Origin of the sequence: Streptomyces sp. SudanB182_2057 (genome assembly GCF_964272715.1) — a bacterium.
GTDB classification, from domain to species: Bacteria; Actinomycetota; Actinomycetes; order Streptomycetales; family Streptomycetaceae; genus Streptomyces; species Streptomyces rubradiris.
This window is the reverse complement of record NZ_OZ186798.1, coordinates 2,627,438-2,645,827: the sequence shown is the minus strand read 5'-3', so window position 1 is coordinate 2,645,827 and position 18,390 is coordinate 2,627,438. Positions and strand designations below refer to the sequence as shown.

The following is an 18,390-nucleotide window of genomic DNA, read 5'->3' as shown; positions in this document are numbered from 1 at the left end:
CTCACCTCCACGCCGGGTGCCGCCGAACCCTGCCCCGCACCCGGCTCACCCACCCTCGGCCGGAAGCGGCCCGCGGGGTGTGGCAGAATGGCTAGCTGTACTCGACAGCCGCACAGGACCCCTCTCTCCTCCGGCTGACGCGTCCATCGGGCACTCGGGTACCGCAACCCCACGCGGCGTCTCGCCGTGCCCAACCACGTCAATTCCAGGAGAACCCACTCCCGTGGCAGTCAAGATCAAGCTGAAGCGTCTGGGCAAGATCCGTTCGCCTCACTACCGCATCGTCGTCGCCGACTCCCGTACCCGCCGTGACGGCCGGGCCATCGAGGAGATCGGCAAGTACCACCCGACCTACAACCCGTCGGTCATCGAGGTGGACGCCGAGCGTGTGGCGTACTGGCTCGGTGTCGGCGCGCAGCCGACCGAGCCCGTGCTCGCCATCCTGAAGAAGACCGGCGACTGGCAGAAGTTCAAGGGCGAGCCGGCTCCCGCGCCGCTGCTCGTCGCCGAGCCCAAGCCGGCCCGTCCGTCGTTCGAGGCTCTCGGTGGTGACGACGAGGGCAAGGGTGAGGCGATCACCCAGAAGAAGAAGGCTGAGAAGAAGGACGAGGCCGCGGCTGAGTCCGAGTCGACCGAGGCCTGAGCAGCATGCTCGAAGAGGCGCTTGAGCACCTCGTGAAGGGCATCGTCGACAACCCTGACGATGTGCAGGTCGCCTCGCGCAACCTGCGCCGCGGACGCGTGCTGGAGGTCCGGGTCCACCCGGACGACCTCGGCAAGGTGATCGGCCGCAACGGCCGCACCGCGCGCGCCCTGCGTACCGTCGTGGGCGCCATCGGCGGTCGCGGTGTCCGCGTCGACCTGGTCGACGTGGACGACGTCCGCTGACGCTTCATCGCAACCGGCTCGGGCCGGGGAGGGCCACTGGGCCGTCCCCGGCCCGCAGTCGTATGACAGGAGATTTGGACAGGTGCAGCTGGTAGTCGCACGGATCGGCCGTGCCCATGGCATCAAGGGCGAGGTCACCGTCGAGGTACGTACCGACGAGCCGGAACTCAGGCTCGGCCCCGGCGCCGTACTCGCCACGGATCCCGCCTCCGCGGGACCGCTGACCATCGAGACGGGGCGGGTGCACAGCGGCCGCCTCCTGCTGCGCTTCGAGGGCGTCACCGACCGCACCGCGGCCGAGGCCCTGCGCAACACCCTGCTGATCGCCGAGGTGGACCCGGAGGAACTGCCCGAAGGCGAGGACGAGTACTACGACCATCAGCTGATCGACCTGGACGTGGTCACCGAGGACGGCACGGAGGTCGGCCGGATCACCGAGATCTCCCACCTGCCCTCGCAGGACCTGTTCATCGTGGAGCGCCCGGACGGCAGCGAGGTGCTGATCCCGTTCGTGGAGGAGATCGTCACCGAGATCGACCTGGACGAGCAGCGCGCGGTCATCGCGCCGCCGCCGGGCCTGATCGACGACCGCGCCGAGATCGCCTCGTCGAGGGACGAGGACGCATGAGGCTCGACGTCGTCACGATCTTCCCCGAGTACCTCGAACCGCTGAACGTCTCCCTCGTCGGCAAGGCACGCGCGCGCGGACAGCTGGACGTCCACGTGCACGACCTGCGCGGCTGGACCTACGACCGGCACAACACGGTGGACGACACCCCGTACGGCGGCGGCCCCGGCATGGTCATGAAGACCGACCCCTGGGGCGACGCCCTCGACACCGTCCTCGCCGACGGCTACGAGTCCGGCGCCCACGCCCCCGCGCTGATCGTGCCCACGCCCAGCGGCCGTCCCTTCACCCAGGAACTGGCCGTCGAACTGTCCGAACGCCCCTGGCTGATCTTCACACCGGCCCGCTACGAGGGCATCGACCGGCGCGTCATGGACGAGTACGCCACCCGGCTGCCGGTCTACGAGGTCTCCATCGGCGACTACGTCCTGGCCGGCGGCGAGGCGGCCGTCCTGGTCGTCACGGAGGCCGTCGCCCGGCTGCTGCCCGGCGTCCTCGGCAACGCCGAGTCCCACCGCGACGACTCCTTCGCCCCCGGTGCGATGGCGAACCTCCTCGAAGGCCCCGTCTACACCAAGCCGCCCGTCTGGCGCGGCCGGGACATCCCCGAGGTGCTGCTCAGCGGCCACCACGGGAAGATCGCCCGCTGGCGCCGCGACGAGGCGTTGAAGCGGACGACCGCCAACCGGCCCGACCTGATCGAGCACTGCGACCCCAAGGCCTTCGACAAGAAGGACCGCGAGATGCTCTCCATCCTGGGCTGGGAACCGGACCCGGACGGGGAGCCGTACGGCCGATTTTGGCGCCGCGCCGAGGGCGTGGAAGAATAGGCCGCTGTTGTGCGTCCGGGCGAGCGCCCCTGCCACAGGGGGACACGACGCCCGCCCCGCTCCGCACGGCAGTCCTCCTGGAACCCCTAGTTTCCGTTGATGACCTGTGGCATCAGCGAAGAAAGCAGACGAAATGTCTCACCTGCTCGACACCGTCGACTCCGCGTCGCTGCGCAGCGACATCCCGGCCTTCCGCCCGGGTGACACCGTCAACGTCCACGTCCGCGTCATCGAGGGCAACCGCTCCCGTGTGCAGCAGTTCAAGGGCGTTGTGATCCGCCGCCAGGGCTCCGGTGTCCGCGAGACCTTCACGGTCCGCAAGGTCTCGTTCTCCGTCGGCGTCGAGCGCACCTTCCCGGTGCACACCCCGATCGTCGAGAAGATCGAGCTGGTCACCAAGGGTGACGTGCGCCGCGCCAAGCTGTACTACCTCCGTGAGCTGCGCGGCAAGGCCGCGAAGATCAAGGAGAAGCGCGAGAACTGAGCGCTCTGACGGTTCACAGCGGGGCCGGATAGCATCTGGCCCCGATGGACACCGAAGCACAGCCGACGCGACGCGACCGCTCCTCCCACCCCGGTTCCCCGGGGGCGGAGGGCCGGTCGCGTTTCGCGTGGGCGGCCCGGCTCGCCGACTGGCTCCCGGGCGGCCGGTTCACCCTCACCCTCCTCACCGGCCTGGCGTTCCTGCTGCTCCTCAACGCCTTCGTGGTGCAGCCGTTCCAGATCCCGAGCGGATCCATGGAGCAGGGGCTGCGGATCGGGGACCGGGTCCTCGTGAACAAGCTCGCGTACCGTTTCGGCGCCCAGCCGCGCCGCGGTGACGTGATCGTGTTCGACGGAACCGGGTATTTCGGGGACGCCGACTACGTCAAGCGGGTCGTCGGGGTGGGGGGAGACCACGTGGTCTGCTGCGACAGGCAGGGGAGGATCGAGGTGAACGGCCGGCCGGTCGACGAGACCGCGTTCCTCTATCCGGGGGACAGCGCCTCCAGCGTGCCCTTCGACGTCGCCGTACCCCCGGGCCGGCTGTTCGTCCTCGGCGACCACCGCGGCGACTCCAGCGACTCCCGCGACCACCTCGGCTCGCCCGGCGGCGGCATGATCCCCGTCGAGGACGTCATCGGCCGGGCCGACTGGATCCTGTGGCCGTACCGCCACTGGACGCACCTGACCCGGCCGTCCGCCTACGCGCGCGTGCCCGACGCCCCGGCGGAGGGCGGCCATGGGTAACCGCGGCAAGCCCCGCCGGGTGCCCGCCGGCCCCGCCGACAGCCCGCTGCCCACCGGGACCCGCCGCACCACCGCGCCCGGCGGCGGACGCACCCGCGCGGAGCGCCGCAGACTCCAGCGCAAGGTCAAGCGCAAGCGCAGACGCTCGGCCGTCCGGGAGATCCCCCTCCTGGTGGGCGTCGCCGTCCTCATCGCGCTCGTCCTGAAGACCTTCCTCGTCCAGGCGTTCGTGATCCCGTCCGGGTCCATGGAGGAGACGATCCGGATCGGCGACCGGGTACTGGTCGACAAGCTCACCCCCTGGTTCGGCGCCGAACCGGAGCGCGGGGACGTCGTCGTCTTCCACGACCCGGGCGGCTGGCTCCAGGACGAGCAGACCGCCAAGAAGAGCGACCCGGTCGTCCTCAAGCAGCTCAAGGAAGGGCTCGGCTTCATCGGCCTGCTGCCCTCCGACAACGAGAAAGACCTGATCAAACGGGTCATCGGGGTCGGCGGCGACCGTGTGAGGTGCTGTGACGCCCAGGGCCGCGTCACCGTCAACGGCGTACCGCTCACCGAGGGCGACTACCTCTATCCGGGGGACCAGCCGTCCGCCACGCCCTTCGACATCACCGTCCCCGAGGGCCGGCTGTGGGTCATGGGCGACCACCGGGGCAGCTCCGCGGACTCCCGCTCCCACCAGGACACCCCCTACGGCGGCACGGTCTCCGTGGACTCGGTGGTCGGCCGGGCCATGGTCATCGGCTGGCCGGTCGGCCACTGGACGCGCCTGACGGAACCTAAAACCTTCGCAAGCGTCACCGACTCGGCGTCGGGGACGGCCGCCGTTCCCCAGGTGTCGCATAGGGTTGCCCCGGAGAATCGGAACGGAATGACACGGCTTGCGACCCCTGCGGAACTCCCGCTCGTTATGGGAGTGGTGGGCCTGCGCAGTGTGTGGGGCAGGCAGCGGCACAGAGTGAGGAGTTGGCGTGGGGGATGTGGCGGTTGGCGCACGGTCGGGGCACGACGGCGAAGAGCACCGCGGGCACCCCGGGGAACGGGACGTTCCCGCACCGGACGGCGCCGTGAACTCCGGTGACGGCCGGGCGGACGGTGACGCGGGCACGCCGGAGGGCGAGCCGCGCGCCGGGACCGCGGCGCCGGCCACGGGGACGCGGCGGCCCGGTCAGTCGCGCTCCTTCTGGAAGGAGCTGCCGATCCTGATCGGCATCGCGCTGGTCCTGGCGCTGCTGATCAAGACGTTCCTGGTGCAGGCGTTCTCGATCCCGTCCGACTCGATGCAGAACACTCTCCAGCAGGGTGACCGCGTCCTGGTCGACAAGCTCACCCCGTGGTTCGGCTCCGAGCCCGAGCGCGGCGAGGTCGTCGTCTTCCACGACCCGGACAACTGGCTGGCGGGCGAGCCCACGCCGACCCCGAACCCGGTGCAGAAGGTCCTGAGCTGGATCGGCCTGATGCCCTCGGCGGAGGAGAAGGACCTCATCAAGCGGGTGATCGGAGTCGGCGGCGACACGGTCGAGTGCAAGAACAGCGGCCCGCTCAAGGTCAACGGCAAGGCGCTGGACGAGCCGTACGTCTACCCGGGCAACACGCCGTGCAGCGTGGACGACCAGGGCGGCCAGTTCACGGTGAAGGTGCCCAAGGGCTACATCTGGGTGATGGGCGACCACCGCCAGAACTCCCGCGACTCGCGCTACAACCAGTCCGACAAGAACCACGGCATGGTTCCCGTGGACGAGGTCGTCGGCCGCGCGATCGTCAAGGCATGGCCCATCAACCGCTGGGGCACCCTGCCCGTCCCCGACACCTTCGACCAGCCCGGCCTGGACCGGCAGTCCTCCGCCGCCGCGTCCCTGACGGCGGCCCCGCAGGGCCTGGCCGCGGCGGCGGTGCTGCCGGCGGCGCTGTGGCGCCGCCGGCGCAACGACCGCGAGGCGGCGGGCGCGGGGCGGCCGACGGCGACCGGGGGGATGTCCGCCGGCGAGCTGTGACACCGGGCCGGACGGGCCTGGGCCGACCGGGCCCGAGGTCACGGAGGGGCTGCCTCCGCTCGGTACCGCCGGGTAGGGTGCGGGTCCATGGGTGGCGAGAGCATGACGCGTACGGCCCCGTCGGGCGGCGGCACCGGCACGGTACGGGCCGGTGGCGGCCGGCTCGGGCAGCGGCTGTCCGGACTGGCGGTGGCGCTGGGACTGGTGATGTTCCTCGGCGGCTTCGCGTGGGCGGCGCTGGTCTACCGCCCGTACACCGTCCCGACCGGCTCCATGTCGCCCACCATCGCCGTCGGCGACCGGGTGCTGGCCCAGCGGGTCGACGGTGACGAGGTCCGGCGCGGTGACGTGGTCGTCTTCGAGGACAAGGACTGGGTCGCCAACTCCAAGGTGGTCAAGCGCGTGGTCGCGGTCGGCGGGGACACCGTCTCCTGCTGCACCGACGGCAGGCTGACCGTCGACGGCAAGCCGATCGAGGAGCCCTATCTGCCCAAGGGCGGCGTGGCCGAGCTCAAGGGCTTCGGCACGGTGACCGTCCCCGAGGGCCGGCTCTTCCTCCTCGGCGACGAACGCCAGAGCTCCCTGGACTCCACGGCCCACCTCAGCGAGGCGGCGCGGGGCACCGTCTCCCGCGACGCGGTCTCGGCCCGCGTCGACGCCGTGGTCTGGCCCTGGAAGGGCATGCTCGACCGCCCCACCGGCTTCGAGACGCTGGGCGCCCTCTCCGAGCCGGGCCCGCTGCGCACGATCCAGGTGCTGATCGTGGCGGGCGCGGTCCTGGTCCTCGGCGGTGGCGCCTACGGCCCGGTCGCGGCCCGCCTCGGCCGCTCCCGCACCGCCCCGGCCCGTACGGAGACGGCCGGTGCCCGCTGAGACGACGCGGCCGACGGAGGAGCCGCACGAGGACGACCGGCCGTACGAGGACGCGGGCGGCCCCCGCAAGGTGGCCCGGGTGGTGCTGCTCGACCCCCAGGACCGCATCCTGCTCCTGCACGGACACGAGCCGGACGACCCGGACGACGACTGGTGGTTCACGCCCGGCGGGGGACTGGAGGGCGTCGAGACACGCGAGGAGGCCGCGCTGCGGGAACTCGCGGAGGAGACCGGCATCACCGACGTCGAACTGGGCCCCGTGCTCTGGCGGCGGCGCTGCTCGTTCCCGTTCGCGGGCCGCCGCTGGGACCAGGACGAGTGGTACTACCTGGCCCGCACCAGCCAGACGGCCACCGCGGCGACGGGGCTGACGGAGCTGGAGCGGCGCAGCGTCGCCGGAGCGCGCTGGTGGACGTGTGGGGAACTGGCCCGGGCGCATGAGACGGTGTATCCGACCAGACTCGCCGAGCTGCTGCGCACGCTGCTCGTCGAAGGTCCCCCCGCCAGGCCCGTGACCCTCGACACGGAAATCGTCTGAGGGATCCTCGGACTGGCGCACAATGGTGGGATCGCACGGCTGAAGGGGAACATGCCATGAGCGCCGAGGACCTCGAAAAGTACGAGACCGAGATGGAGCTGAAGCTCTACCGGGAGTACCGAGATGTCGTCGGTCTGTTCAAATACGTGATCGAGACCGAGCGGCGTTTCTATCTCACCAACGACTACGAGATGCAGGTGCACTCGGTGCAGGGCGAGGTGTTCTTCGAGGTCACCATGGCCGATGCCTGGGTCTGGGACATGTACCGCCCGGCCCGCTTCGTCAAGCAGGTGCGCGTCCTGACGTTCAAGGACGTGAACATCGAGGAGCTGAACAAGAGCGATCTGGAGCTGCCGGGCGGCTGATGACCTGCGGCTTTCCCAGAAGTCATCCGTTCGGGTGACGGAGTTTTCCACAACCGCCGAGTAGTCCCCCAAGATCAACAGCGGGGGCCGGAACGCGTGACGGTTGGCGCCGGAGGAGGTGCCGACATGAACGCACGAGAGGCAATCGGCAAATACGGCGAGGACCTGGCCGCCCGGCGGCTCGCCGAGGCCGGGATGACGATCCTGGAGCGCAACTGGCGCAGCGGGCGGTCCGGCGAGATCGACATCGTGGCGCGGGACGGGGACGCGCTCGTCGTCTGCGAGGTGAAGACCCGCAGGGGCGGTGCGTACGAGCATCCGATGGCCGCGGTGACCGCCGAGAAGGCGGCCAGGCTGCGGGCCCTCGCCGAACACTGGGTCCAGGCCCACGGAGGAGCCCCGCCGGGCGGTGTCCGCATCGACGTCGTCGGCGTTCTCCTGCCCCGCCGGGGCGCCGCCTCGGTCGAGCACGTGCGGGGGGTGGCCTGAATGGCGTTCGCCCGCACCTGCTCCGTCGCCCTGGTGGGCGTCGAGGGCGTGGTCGTCGAGGTCCAGGCCGACCTGGAACCCGGAGTGGCGGCCTTCACCCTGGTCGGCCTCCCGGACAAGAGCCTGACAGAAAGCCGCGACCGGGTACGCGCGGCGGTGGTGAACTCGGGTGCCGAGTGGCCGCAGAAGAAGCTCACCGTCGGACTCAGCCCGGCGTCCGTTCCCAAGGCCGGCTCGGGCTTCGACCTGGCCGTGGCCTGCGCGGTGCTCGGCGCCGCCGAACGGATCGATCCCCGCGTCCTCGCCGACATCGTCATGATCGGAGAGCTGGGGCTGGACGGCCGGGTGCGACCGGTACGGGGCATCCTGCCGGCCGTCCTCGCGGCGGCCGACGCGGGGTACGAACAGGTGGTCGTGCCCGAGTGCGCCGCCGCCGAGGCCGCACTCGTCCCCGGTGTGTCCGTACTCGGGGTCCGCAGCCTGCGCCAGCTCATCGCGGTCCTCGCCGAGGAGCCCGTACCCGAGGAGGAACCGGACGGGCCGGGGCGGCCCGACCCCCTGCTGGCCGGGCTGCGCGTGCCGGGCACGGGCGCGGCCACCGGCATGCACAGCGTCGGCGCCGCACAGCACGACCACGATCACGACCTGGCGGACGTCGTGGGCCAGACCGCCGCCCGTACGGCCGTGGAGGTGGCCGCCGCGGGCGGACACCACCTGTTCCTGGAGGGGCCGCCGGGCGCGGGCAAGACCATGCTCGCCGAACGGCTGCCCGCGGTGCTTCCCCGGCTCACCCGGGAGGACTCGCTGGAGGTCACGGCGGTGCACTCGGTCGCCGGGCTGCTGCCACCGGGCAAGCCGCTCATCGACGTCGCTCCCTACTGCGCGCCCCACCACTCGGCCACGATGCAGTCACTCGTCGGCGGCGGCCCCGGCATCGCCCGGCCCGGGGCGGTGTCCCTGGCCCACCGAGGCGTGCTCTTCCTGGACGAGGCCCCCGAGTTCCACAGCCAGACCCTGGACGCCTTGCGGCAGCCACTGGAGTCGGGGCACGTCGTCATCGCGCGCAGCGCCGGTGTGGTCCGCTTCCCGGCGAGGTTCCTGATGGTGCTGGCGGCCAACCCCTGCCCCTGCGGCCGGTTCTCGCCGCGCGACTCGCTGTGCGAGTGCCCGCCGTCGGCGATCCGCCGCTACCAGTCCCGGCTGTCCGGACCGCTGCTGGACCGGGTCGACCTCCGTGTGGAGGTCGATCCGGTCACCCGGGCCCAGCTCACCGATCCCGGCGCCCGGGGGGAGCCCACCGCGATCGTGGCCGCCCGGGTACGGCAGGCCCGGGAGCGGGCGGCGGCCCGCCTCGCCGGCTCGCCGTGGCGCACCAACAGCGAAGTGCCCGGCCGTGAACTGCGCAGCCGGTACCACGCCGCCCCCGGGGCGATGGACGAGGCCGAACGCGGCCTGGAGCGCGGCGTGCTCACCGCCCGCGGCATCGACCGGGTGCTGCGCGTCGCCTGGACGATCGCCGACCTCGTCGGGCACGACCGCCCGGACGCCACCGATGTCGCCCTGGCCCTGCATCTGCGCACCGGCGTCCCGCGAGGGGTGCCGATGGCCATCGGGGCGCTCACATGACCGGCGGTGCGGAGGACCCCGGAGACGCACTGCTCGGCCGGGTCTTTCTGGCGCGGGTCATCGAGCCGGGGGACGAGGTCGCGGGGCGGTGGGTGCGGGAGTTCGGGGTGGGGGAGGTGGTGCGGCGGCTGCGCCGTGGGGGCGAGACCCTGCCGGGGGTGACCGCCACCCGGTGGGCGGGGCTGCTCGCGCGGGCCGGGCGGGCCGAGCCGGAGCGGGACCTCGCGCTCGCCCGGGCCGCCGGGGCGCGGTTCGTGTGCCCGGGGGACGCCGAGTGGCCCCGCCAGCTCGACGACCTCGGCGACGGCCGGCCCCTCGGACTGTGGGTGCGCGGCCGGCCCAGCCTGCGGATGTGGGCGCTGCGCTCCGTCGCCGTGGTCGGCGCCCGCGCCTGCACCGAGTACGGCACCCACACGGCGGCCACCCTCGCCGCCGGCCTCGCCGAGCGCGGCTGGGTGGTGGTGTCGGGCGGCGCCTACGGCATCGACGGCGCCGCCCACCGGGGCGCCCTCGCCGCCCGCGGCGCCACCGTCGCCGTCCTGGCCTGCGGGGTCGACCAGCCCTACCCCCGCGGCCACGCCGCGCTGATCGGCCGGATCGCCCACCAGGGACTGGTGGTCGGCGAGCTGCCACCCGGCGATCACCCGACCCCCAGCCGGTTCATCCTCCGCAACCGCGTCATCGCCGCGCTGACCCGGGGCACCGTCGTCGTGGAGGCCGCCCGCCGCAGCGGCTCGCTGGCCACCGCGCGGGCCGCACAGCGCCTCGGCCGGTTCACCATGGGCGTGCCCGGCCCGGTCACCAGCGCCCTCTCCGCGGGCGTGCACGACCTGCTGCGCGGCGAGGCCACCCTGGTCACCGACGCCACCGAGATCATCGAACTCGTCGGCGCCATGGGCGATCTCGCACCCGTCCGGCGCGGCCCGGTGCTCCCGCGCGACCTGCTGGAACCGCCCGCCCGCGGGGTGCTCGCCGCCCTGCCCGCGGGCCGCGCCGCACCCGTGGAGGAGATCGCGCTCGGCGCGCGCACCACCCGGGAGGACGCGATCGCGAGGCTGTACGAGCTCCGAGCGCTTGGCTATGTCGAACGACACGGCGATGGCTGGAAGTTGACACGCCAGGCGGTGATCTCGGTCCGCGATGGTCACCCGCTGTGCTGACCGACCGTGTTCGGCTGTCCGGGGGAACCCCCTACAGCCTTGGCGTTTCCCGGAGTTGACGCCTCCGGCCGGTCACGGAGAGCGAGCCGCGCCCCGGGGTCACCCGCCGGGCGTGAGCCCCCGCGCACGGGTGGAGCCGTCTTGTTCGCACACCGCGACTCCGCAGTCACGCTACGCTCACGAAGGAGCGACGCAGACCGCGTCAACCCGACATCAGACCGACACCTCACCCAGTCAGCCCCCTTCTCCGCACCGACCCCACTCCCTCCCACTTCACAGCACATCACGGCACTTCACGGCAGAACGGCACAAGGCGACGAATGCCCCAGCACACCTCCGGGTCCGACCGGGCGGCGATCCCCCCAGCCGCCCGCGACGGTGGCAGCGCCCGACCGCCCGCACCCTCGACGCTCGACGAGCTGTGGCGGTCGTACAAGGCGACGGGGGACGACCGGCTGCGGGAGCAGCTGATCCTGCACTACTCGCCGCTGGTCAAGTACGTGGCGGGCCGGGTCAGCGTCGGCCTGCCGCCCAATGTGGAGCAGGCCGACTTCGTCTCCTCGGGGGTGTTCGGGCTGATCGACGCGATCGAGAAGTTCGACATCGACCGCGAGATCAAGTTCGAGACGTACGCGATCACTCGGATCCGCGGCGCCATGATCGACGAGCTGCGGGCGCTGGACTGGATCCCCCGCTCGGTGCGGCAGAAGGCGCGCAACGTCGAGCGCGCCTACGCCACCCTGGAGGCGCGGCTGCGGCGGACGCCGACGGAGGGCGAGGTCGCCGCCGAGCTGGGCATGGAGGTCGACGAACTGCACGCCGTGTTCAGCCAGCTGTCACTGGCCAACGTGGTCGCCCTGGAGGAGCTGCTGCACGTCGGCGGCGAGGGCGGGGACCGGCTCAGCCTGATGGACACGCTGGAGGACACCGCCGCCGACAACCCGGTGGAGGTGGCCGAGGACCGCGAACTGCGCCGCTTCCTGGCCCGGGCGATCAACACCCTGCCCGAGCGGGAGAAGACGGTCGTCACGCTCTACTACTACGAGGGGCTCACCCTCGCCGAGATCGGCAACGTCCTCGGCGTCACCGAGAGCCGGGTCAGCCAGATCCACACCAAGTCCGTGCTCCAGCTGCGGGCCAAGCTGGCCGCCTTCGGCCGCTGAGCCTCCCGTTCCCCGGGGCCTGTCCGTAAAGTGGTCGGCGTGCCAAGGATTCGAGCGGCCTCCGTGGCCGAACACCGGTCGATGCAGCGAGCCGCCCTGCTGGACGCGGCGCGGACCCTGCTGTCCGAGGGCGGGACGGAGGCGCTGACCTTTCCCGCGCTGGCCGAGCGGACGGGACTGGCGCGATCGTCCGTGTACGAGTACTTCCGCTCCCGGGCCGCGGTGGTCGAGGAGCTGTGCGCGGTCGACTTCCCGGTGTGGGCGGCGGAGGTCGAGGCGGCGATGGAGCGGGCCGACTCGGCCGCGGGCAAGGTCGAGGCGTATGTACGCCGGCAGCTCGCGCTGGTCGGCGACCGGCGGCACCGGGCCGTGGTGGCCATCTCCGCGAGCGAACTGGACGCCGGGGCGCGGGAGAAGATCCGGGCCGCCCACGGGGGCCTGATCGCGATGATCGTCGAGGCGCTCGGGGAACTGGGGCACGAGCAGCCCCGACTGGCGGCGATGCTGGTGCAGGGCGTGGTGGACGCGGCCGTGCGGCGCATCGAGCTGGGCGCCGCCGAGGATCCCGCAGTGGTGACGGAGGCGGCCGTGAGCATGGCCCTGCGGGGCGTCCAGGGCTGACCCCGGCCGAGCCGGCCGGACGCGCGGCGGCCGCACCGGCCCGACAGGGCCTACGCGGTCGGCGGGGCGGGCAGCAGTCTCGACGGCCCCCCGTTCAGCAGCCACGGGGGCAGCAGCGACAGCGGGTCCAGATAGGTCCCGCCCCGCAGCAGGCCCCAGTGGAGACAGGGCGCCGGGCCGCAGTGGGCGCCCGGCTCCAGCGTCCCGACCACCTCGCCGGCGTCCACCTCGTCGCCCACGCCCACCGAGGCCCGTACCGGCTCGTACGTCGTGCGCAGGTCCGTTCCCCGCAGCTCCAGCGAGACCACGCCCCGGCCCGCCACCCGGCCCGCGAACAGCACCCGGCCGGGGGCCACCGCGCGCACGGGCGAGCCCGGCGGGGCCGCCAGGTCCACTCCCCGGTGCCCGGGGCCGTAGTCCGTCGGCGGCGGCTGCCAGCCGCGCAGCACGGGGGGACGGGTGCCGACCGGCCAGGCGCGGGCCAGGGCCGGAACCCGGGGCAGGGAGGCCGCCGGCGGGGCCGGGGGCGGGGCGCCGGCCCAGGCCGAAGGGGTGAGCAGGGCCGCCGCCAGCACCAGCGGCAGGGCCGTCCACAACGTCACGTAGCGCATGCCGTACACCGTCCCGCGCCCCGCCGCCCGCCGCCGGAGCCTGTGGACTACTCGCCGGTTGTGGACAGTGCCGTCACCCGGCGCCCCGTCGGTCCCGTACACTTCTTCTGGCGATCCGGGTCACCGGGTCGACTTCGCACGCCCCGGTACGGCGGCCGGCAACGGTTCCTACCAAGCGCCCCTCGGTCCTTAGCGGCACGGCGCGTCGCGGGCGTCAGGCGCGACCGCCGTCCGGCGGACGCGGCACAACCGAGAACACCAAGGAGAAACGGCCATGGCCGTCGTCACGATGCGGGAGCTGCTGGAGAGCGGCGTCCACTTCGGTCACCAGACCCGTCGCTGGAACCCGAAGATGAAGCGCTTCATCTTCACCGAGCGCAACGGCATCTACATCATCGACCTGCTCCAGTCGCTGTCGTACATCGACCGCGCCTACGAGTTCGTCAAGGAGACCGTCGCCCACGGCGGCACGGTCATGTTCGTCGGCACGAAGAAGCAGGCGCAGGAGGCCATCGCCGAGCAGGCCACCCGCGTCGGCATGCCCTACGTCAACCAGCGCTGGCTGGGCGGCATGCTCACCAACTTCTCGACCGTCTACAAGCGTCTGCAGCGCCTCAAGGAGCTGGAGCAGATCGACTTCGAGGACGTCGCGGCCTCCGGTCTGACCAAGAAGGAGCTGCTGGTCCTCTCCCGCGAGAAGGCCAAGCTGGAGAAGACCCTCGGCGGTATCCGCGAGATGCAGAAGGTGCCCAGCGCCGTCTGGATCGTGGACACCAAGAAGGAGCACATCGCCGTTGGTGAGGCCCGGAAGCTGAACATCCCGGTCGTCGCGATCCTCGACACCAACTGCGACCCCGACGAGGTCGACTACAAGATCCCGGGCAACGACGACGCGATCCGCTCCGTCACCCTGCTCACCCGTGTGATCGCCGACGCCGTCGCCGAGGGCCTCATCGCCCGTTCCGGCGTGGCCGCCGGTGACAAGGGCGAGAAGGCCGCGGGCGAGCCGCTCGCCGAGTGGGAGCGCGACCTGCTGGAGGGTGAGAAGAAGGCCGAGGAGGCTCCGGCCGCCGACGCCGCCGCCGAGGCCCCTGCCGCCGAGGCCCCCGCGGCTGAGGCCCCCGCCGCCGAGGCGCCGGCCGCCGAGGGCGAGCAGGCCTGACGCCGGTCCGTCAGCGTTCGACAGTGGGGGCGGTAGCGCTTCCGGCGCGTTGAAAACCGCCCCCGCTGCTCACCCGTAGGTCAGCCCGTACGCGGGCCGCGACTAGAGCTAGGTCGCGACCGTGCGGATCTCAACGAGAAAGACTCACAGACTCATGGCGAACTACACCGCCGCCGACGTCAAGAAGCTCCGTGAGCTCACCGGCGCCGGCATGATGGACTGCAAGAAGGCGCTGGACGAGGCCGAGGGCAACGTCGAGAAGGCCGTCGAGGCGCTGCGTATCAAGGGCCAGAAGGGCGTCGCCAAGCGCGAGGGCCGCTCCGCCGAGAACGGCGCCGTGGTCTCCATCATCGCCGACGACAACTCCTCCGGTGTCCTGGTCGAGCTGAAGTGCGAGACGGACTTCGTCGCCAAGGGCGAGAAGTTCCAGGCCGTGGCCAAGGCCATCGCCGAGCACGTCGCCAAGACGAACCCGGCCGACATCGAGGCCCTGCTCGCCTCCGAGATCGAGGCCGGCAAGACCGTCCAGGCGTTCGTGGACGAGGCCAACGCCAACCTCGGCGAGAAGATCGTCCTGGACCGCTTCGCGCAGTTCTCCGACGGCTACGTCTCCGCGTACATGCACCGCACCATGCCCGACCTGCCCCCGCAGATCGGTGTCCTCGTCGAGTTCGACAAGCCGAACGCCGAGGTCGCCAAGGGCATCGCGCAGCACATCGCCGCCTTCGCGCCGAAGTACCTGGCCAAGGAGGACGTGCCGGCGGACGTCGTGGAGTCCGAGCGCCGCATCGCCGAGGAGACCACCCGCGCCGAGGGCAAGCCCGAGGCCGCGATCGCCAAGATCGTCGAGGGTCGTCTGAACGGCTTCTTCAAGGACGCCACGCTGCTCGGCCAGCCGTACGCGCTGGACAACAAGAAGTCGGTCCAGAAGGTTCTGGACGAGGCCGGTGTCACCCTGAAGCGCTTCTCGCGCATCAAGGTCGGCATCTGAGTCCGTACCACGATCGACGCGCGGCCCCAGGAGGAATTCCGTGAGGAAATCCCGATAGGGTCGACCGCAGTCGTCCGTGCTCATCGCCACACCCCGGCGTGCGGCGGACGGCAGCAGATCTGACGAGGAGGCCATTGCCGCGTATGGGAGCGAAAAGCGACCCCATCGGCAATGGCCTTCTTCGTATGTGCAACACGTGAAAGAGGCGGGATCCCCCATGACCACCAAGGCCCAGAAGAGCGACGACGGCAAAGTACGCGGCCGGTTTCTGCTGAAGCTGTCCGGAGAGGCCTTCTCCGGTGGCGGGGGCCTGGGCGTCGACCCGGACGTGGTGCACAAGATCGCCCGTGAGATCGCGGCCGTCGTGCGCGACGGCGCCCAGATCGCGGTCGTCATCGGCGGCGGCAACTTCTTCCGCGGCGCCGAACTCCAGCAGCGCGGCATGGACCGCGCCCGCTCCGACTACATGGGCATGCTCGGCACCGTGATGAACTGCCTCGCCCTCCAGGACTTCCTGGAGAAGGAGGGCATCCAGTCCCGCGTGCAGACCGCCATCACCATGGGCCAGGTCGCCGAGCCGTACATCCCGCTGCGCGCCGTGCGCCACCTGGAGAAGGGCCGCGTGGTCATCTTCGGCGCCGGCATGGGCATGCCCTACTTCTCCACCGACACCACCGCCGCCCAGCGCGCCCTGGAGATCGACGCCGAGGCGCTGCTCATGGGCAAGAACGGCGTGGACGGGGTCTACGACTCCGACCCCAAGACCAACCCCGACGCCGTCAAGTTCGACGCGCTCGGCTACGGCGAGGTCATCACCCGGGACCTCAAGGTCGCCGACGCCACCGCCATCACGCTGTGCCGTGACAACAGGCTCCCGATCCTCGTCTTCGAGCTTCTCGCGGAGGGCAATATCGCCCGCGCCGTCAAGGGTGAGAAGATCGGCACGCTGGTGGGTGACCAGGGCAGCCGGGACTGACCCGGCATCAACCCGGCCGGTGAGGTGCGGCCCCGTGAGGGGACCGGACTCCGGCCGGGGGATGGACAATGTCCTGCCGGTCGGGAACCGTGCAGGAAGAAGACGCGACGCAGCCGGCCGCCGACCGACGCAGGAACCGCAGCCGGGCCTTACTCAAGACACGCAGGAGCAAGTGGTGATCGAAGAGACCCTCCTCGAGGCCGAGGAGAAGATGGAGAAGGCCGTCGTGGTCGCCAAGGAGGACTTCGCCGCGATCCGCACCGGCCGTGCGCACCCGGCGATGTTCAACAAGATCGTGGCCGACTACTACGGTGCCCCGACGCCGATCAACCAGCTGGCCTCGTTCTCCGTGCCGGAGCCGCGCATGGCGGTCGTGACCCCGTTCGACAAGAGCGCGCTGCGCAACATCGAGCAGGCGATCCGCGACTCCGACCTGGGCGTCAACCCCAGCAACGACGGCAACATCATCCGGGTGACGTTCCCCGAGCTGACCGAGGAGCGCCGCCGCGAGTACATCAAGGTCGCCAAGGGCAAGGGCGAGGACGCGAAGGTCTCGATCCGCTCGGTGCGCCGCAAGGCCAAGGACGCCATCGACAAGCTCGTCAAGGACGGCGAGATCGGTGAGGACGAGGGCCGCCGTGCGGAGAAGGACCTCGACGACCTGACGGCGAAGTACGTCGCTCAGGTGGACGAGCTCCTGAAGCACAAGGAAGCGGAGCTGCTCGAAGTCTGATGAGCGACTCTTCCTGGGGGGCGCCGCCACCGGCGGGGCAGACCGGCTACTGGGGGTCCACCGTGGGTGGGCCTGTCCAGGGGGCTGCCCCGGCGGGTCCCACGTACGATGCGCCTGAGGCGCAGCAGACTCGCCCCATGCCCATCGTGCCCGACGGCCCCGCGTACGGCGGAGACCAGGACGACGACCGGGGGGCCGCTCGGCTGAGCGGCCCCCTGTTCCGAGACGAGACGTTCCAGGCCCGGGAGCTCCCGGCCGAGACCCAGAACCCGGAGCCCATGTCCGACGCCCCGCAGCCGCCGCCGGCACCGGCGCCGCAGAAGAAGAGCGCGGGCCGGGACCTGAGCGCGGCCATAGGGGTCGGCGTCGGACTCGGTGTGGTGATCGTCGCGTCCCTGTTCGTCGTCAAGGCCGTGTTCGTCGGCGTGATAGCGATCGCCGTCGTGGTCGGGCTGTGGGAGCTGACCAGCAGGCTCAAGGAGCGCAAGGAGATCAGGGCGCCGCTCGTGCCGCTCGCGATGGGTGGCGCGGCCATGGTCGTCGCCGGCTATGTGCGCGGTGCCGAGGGCGCGTGGGTGGCCATGGCCCTCACCGCCCTGGCCACGCTGGTCTGGCGCATGACGGAACGGCCGGAGGGCTATCTCAAGGACGTCACGGCCGGTGTCTTCGCCGCGTTCTACGTGCCCTTCCTGGCCACGTTCGTCGCGCTGATGCTCGCCGCCGACGACGGTCCCTGGCGGGTGCTGACCTTCCTGTTGCTGACGGTCGTCAGCGACACCGGTGCCTACGCGGTCGGCTGGCGCTTCGGCAAGCACAAGCTCGCCCCGCGCATCAGCCCCGGCAAGACCCGCGAGGGCCTGCTGGGCGCGGTGCTGTTCGCGATGGTGGCGGGCGCGCTGTGCATGCAGTTCCTGATCGACGGCGGAGCCTGGTGGCAGGGCCTGCTGCTGGGCCTGGCGGTCGCGGCCAGCGCCACGCTGGGCGACCTCGGCGAATCCATGATCAAGCGCGACCTGGGCATCAAGGACATGGGCACCTTGCTCCCCGGTCACGGAGGCATCATGGACCGCCTGGACTCGCTGCTGCCCACGGCCCCGGTGGTGTGGCTGCTCCTGGTGATCTTCGTCGGCTCGGCGTGACTCCGCTCTTCGCCCGCTCCGCGTGAGCGGTACGGCCTCCCGGCCCCCGTCCTGTGCCGCAGCAGGGCGGGGGCCGTCGTCGTGGCCACGGGCCCCTGGCCCACCGGGCGTGGCCGTCGGTCCGTACCCGGATGCCGCAGCAGGAACGGCGGCCCGGTGCCGCGCCCGGCAGACTCCTGACAGGACGGCGGTCGCGCCGCCGCCCGGCGCCGCAGCAGGGAGTGTGCCCGATGCCCCTCGACCCCGCCCCCGCCCCCGCCTCCGCGTCCGTGTGCCCGGCCCACACCTCCGTGTGCCCGGCCTCCGTCTCCAGGTGCCCCTCGTCCGGTTCGGCGTCCCCCGCCACCCCCGCGCCTCCGTCCCCCGCCGGCCC

General features: G+C 71.8%; 22 protein-coding genes. 21 read left to right on the top strand and 1 reads right to left on the bottom strand.

Going from position 1 to position 18,390, the window contains the following annotated elements:
• The first annotated feature begins 223 nt into the window (after positions 1-223).
• The 16 genes from rpsP to ACSURM_RS11060 all read left to right on the top strand — a co-directional run bounded on the left by rpsP (position 224) and on the right by ACSURM_RS11060 (position 12,405).
• The gene (gene rpsP, locus ACSURM_RS11135) at positions 224-643 is read left to right on the top strand and encodes a 30S ribosomal protein S16 (protein WP_030785131.1); all 420 of its coding nucleotides are present in this window, start codon (positions 224-226) and stop codon (positions 641-643) included.
• 5 nt (positions 644-648) lie between these two features.
• Positions 649-888 carry an RNA-binding protein gene (locus ACSURM_RS11130; RefSeq protein ID WP_030612780.1) on the top strand — a complete coding sequence of 80 codons (240 nt, stop codon included), beginning with the start codon at positions 649-651 and terminating at the stop codon, positions 886-888.
• A gap of 82 nt (positions 889-970) precedes the next feature.
• Positions 971-1,516, top strand: coding sequence for a ribosome maturation factor RimM (gene rimM, locus ACSURM_RS11125; protein WP_436954846.1), 546 nt, complete (start codon positions 971-973; stop codon positions 1,514-1,516).
• Entirely contained in the window at positions 1,513-2,346 is an 834-nt protein-coding gene (gene trmD / locus ACSURM_RS11120; RefSeq protein ID WP_436954845.1) for a tRNA (guanosine(37)-N1)-methyltransferase TrmD, read from the top strand. Before rimM ends, trmD begins: the two co-directional genes overlap by 4 nt.
• A 133-nt stretch (positions 2,347-2,479) precedes the next feature.
• On the top strand, positions 2,480-2,830 hold the full coding sequence (gene rplS / locus ACSURM_RS11115; protein WP_383325799.1) for a 50S ribosomal protein L19: 351 nt from the start codon (positions 2,480-2,482) through the stop codon (positions 2,828-2,830).
• Between the two features lie 44 nt (positions 2,831-2,874).
• A complete protein-coding gene (lepB, locus tag ACSURM_RS11110; protein ID WP_436954843.1) occupies positions 2,875-3,576 on the top strand; it encodes a signal peptidase I in 702 nt (233 codons plus the stop codon).
• Positions 3,569-4,657 (top strand): signal peptidase I, encoded by a 1,089-nt coding sequence (gene lepB / locus ACSURM_RS11105; RefSeq protein ID WP_436954842.1) that lies wholly within the window; start codon positions 3,569-3,571, stop codon positions 4,655-4,657. The genes lepB (ACSURM_RS11110) and lepB (ACSURM_RS11105) overlap by 8 nt, the downstream gene beginning before the upstream one ends.
• Positions 4,548-5,570, top strand: a complete 1,023-nt coding sequence (lepB, locus tag ACSURM_RS11100; protein ID WP_436954841.1) for a signal peptidase I — start codon at positions 4,548-4,550, stop codon at positions 5,568-5,570. Before lepB (ACSURM_RS11105) ends, lepB (ACSURM_RS11100) begins: the two co-directional genes overlap by 110 nt.
• An 87-nt stretch (positions 5,571-5,657) precedes the next feature.
• Positions 5,658-6,443 (top strand): signal peptidase I, encoded by a 786-nt coding sequence (gene lepB, locus ACSURM_RS11095; RefSeq protein ID WP_436954840.1) that lies wholly within the window; start codon positions 5,658-5,660, stop codon positions 6,441-6,443.
• A 70-nt stretch (positions 6,444-6,513) separates the two neighbouring features.
• Positions 6,514-6,981 carry an NUDIX hydrolase gene (locus ACSURM_RS11090; protein WP_436961037.1) on the top strand — a complete coding sequence of 156 codons (468 nt, stop codon included), beginning with the start codon at positions 6,514-6,516 and terminating at the stop codon, positions 6,979-6,981.
• Between the two features lie 56 nt (positions 6,982-7,037).
• Positions 7,038-7,346: a DUF2469 domain-containing protein gene (locus tag ACSURM_RS11085; protein WP_014675276.1), complete on the top strand. Its 309-nt coding sequence runs from the start codon at positions 7,038-7,040 to the stop codon at positions 7,344-7,346.
• Positions 7,347-7,442: 96 nt separating this feature from the next.
• Complete coding sequence (locus ACSURM_RS11080; protein WP_436954839.1) at positions 7,443-7,835, top strand: YraN family protein; 393 nt, start codon at positions 7,443-7,445, stop codon at positions 7,833-7,835.
• The gene (locus ACSURM_RS11075) at positions 7,836-9,461 is read left to right on the top strand and encodes a YifB family Mg chelatase-like AAA ATPase (RefSeq protein ID WP_436954838.1); all 1,626 of its coding nucleotides are present in this window, start codon (positions 7,836-7,838) and stop codon (positions 9,459-9,461) included.
• Positions 9,458-10,621 (top strand): DNA-processing protein DprA, encoded by a 1,164-nt coding sequence (dprA, locus tag ACSURM_RS11070; RefSeq protein WP_436954837.1) that lies wholly within the window; start codon positions 9,458-9,460, stop codon positions 10,619-10,621. The genes ACSURM_RS11075 and dprA overlap by 4 nt, the downstream gene beginning before the upstream one ends.
• Positions 10,622-10,941: 320 nt before the next feature.
• The gene (whiG, locus tag ACSURM_RS11065; protein ID WP_030785101.1) at positions 10,942-11,784 is read left to right on the top strand and encodes an RNA polymerase sigma factor WhiG; all 843 of its coding nucleotides are present in this window, start codon (positions 10,942-10,944) and stop codon (positions 11,782-11,784) included.
• Between the two features lie 63 nt (positions 11,785-11,847).
• Positions 11,848-12,405, top strand: a complete 558-nt coding sequence (locus ACSURM_RS11060; RefSeq protein WP_436961035.1) for a TetR/AcrR family transcriptional regulator — start codon at positions 11,848-11,850, stop codon at positions 12,403-12,405.
• 50 nt (positions 12,406-12,455) lie between these two features.
• Here ACSURM_RS11060 and ACSURM_RS11055 read toward each other — a convergent pair whose 3' ends face one another.
• Complete coding sequence (locus ACSURM_RS11055; protein WP_436954835.1) at positions 12,456-13,016, bottom strand: murein hydrolase activator EnvC family protein; 561 nt, start codon at positions 13,014-13,016, stop codon at positions 12,456-12,458.
• A 274-nt stretch (positions 13,017-13,290) separates the two neighbouring features.
• Between ACSURM_RS11055 and rpsB the strand changes: the two genes are divergently transcribed.
• From rpsB to ACSURM_RS11030, 5 genes are all read left to right on the top strand, one after another.
• Positions 13,291-14,178, top strand: coding sequence for a 30S ribosomal protein S2 (gene rpsB / locus ACSURM_RS11050; protein ID WP_030785090.1), 888 nt, complete (start codon positions 13,291-13,293; stop codon positions 14,176-14,178).
• Between the two features lie 154 nt (positions 14,179-14,332).
• On the top strand, positions 14,333-15,169 hold the full coding sequence (tsf, locus tag ACSURM_RS11045) for a translation elongation factor Ts (protein WP_436954834.1): 837 nt from the start codon (positions 14,333-14,335) through the stop codon (positions 15,167-15,169).
• Positions 15,170-15,386: 217 nt separating this feature from the next.
• Positions 15,387-16,145: a UMP kinase gene (pyrH, locus tag ACSURM_RS11040; protein ID WP_030785074.1), complete on the top strand. Its 759-nt coding sequence runs from the start codon at positions 15,387-15,389 to the stop codon at positions 16,143-16,145.
• Between the two features lie 175 nt (positions 16,146-16,320).
• Positions 16,321-16,878 (top strand): ribosome recycling factor, encoded by a 558-nt coding sequence (frr, locus tag ACSURM_RS11035; RefSeq protein ID WP_359046153.1) that lies wholly within the window; start codon positions 16,321-16,323, stop codon positions 16,876-16,878.
• Positions 16,878-18,017 (top strand): phosphatidate cytidylyltransferase, encoded by a 1,140-nt coding sequence (locus ACSURM_RS11030; RefSeq protein WP_436954833.1) that lies wholly within the window; start codon positions 16,878-16,880, stop codon positions 18,015-18,017. Before frr ends, ACSURM_RS11030 begins: the two co-directional genes overlap by 1 nt.
• Positions 18,018-18,390: the final 373 nt, after the last annotated feature.

Bases quoted from the DNA above. Each gene is read 5' to 3' on its own strand.
- rplS (WP_383325799.1), top strand. From the start codon at position 2,480: ATGTCTCACCTGCTCGACACCGTCGACTCCGCGTCGCTGCGCAGCGAC.
- ACSURM_RS11085 (WP_014675276.1), top strand. From the start codon at position 7,038: ATGAGCGCCGAGGACCTCGAAAAGTACGAGACCGAGATGGAGCTGAAG.
- rpsB (WP_030785090.1), top strand. From the start codon at position 13,291: ATGGCCGTCGTCACGATGCGGGAGCTGCTGGAGAGCGGCGTCCACTTC.
- whiG (WP_030785101.1), top strand. From the start codon at position 10,942: ATGCCCCAGCACACCTCCGGGTCCGACCGGGCGGCGATCCCCCCAGCC.
- dprA (WP_436954837.1), top strand. From the start codon at position 9,458: ATGACCGGCGGTGCGGAGGACCCCGGAGACGCACTGCTCGGCCGGGTC.
- ACSURM_RS11055 (WP_436954835.1), bottom strand. From the start codon at position 13,016: ATGCGCTACGTGACGTTGTGGACGGCCCTGCCGCTGGTGCTGGCGGCG.
- tsf (WP_436954834.1), top strand. From the start codon at position 14,333: ATGGCGAACTACACCGCCGCCGACGTCAAGAAGCTCCGTGAGCTCACC.
- lepB (WP_436954840.1), top strand. From the start codon at position 5,658: ATGGGTGGCGAGAGCATGACGCGTACGGCCCCGTCGGGCGGCGGCACC.
- lepB (WP_436954842.1), top strand. From the start codon at position 3,569: ATGGGTAACCGCGGCAAGCCCCGCCGGGTGCCCGCCGGCCCCGCCGAC.
- pyrH (WP_030785074.1), top strand. From the start codon at position 15,387: ATGACCACCAAGGCCCAGAAGAGCGACGACGGCAAAGTACGCGGCCGG.
- trmD (WP_436954845.1), top strand. From the start codon at position 1,513: ATGAGGCTCGACGTCGTCACGATCTTCCCCGAGTACCTCGAACCGCTG.
- ACSURM_RS11130 (WP_030612780.1), top strand. From the start codon at position 649: ATGCTCGAAGAGGCGCTTGAGCACCTCGTGAAGGGCATCGTCGACAAC.
- ACSURM_RS11030 (WP_436954833.1), top strand. From the start codon at position 16,878: ATGAGCGACTCTTCCTGGGGGGCGCCGCCACCGGCGGGGCAGACCGGC.
- lepB (WP_436954843.1), top strand. From the start codon at position 2,875: ATGGACACCGAAGCACAGCCGACGCGACGCGACCGCTCCTCCCACCCC.
- ACSURM_RS11075 (WP_436954838.1), top strand. From the start codon at position 7,836: ATGGCGTTCGCCCGCACCTGCTCCGTCGCCCTGGTGGGCGTCGAGGGC.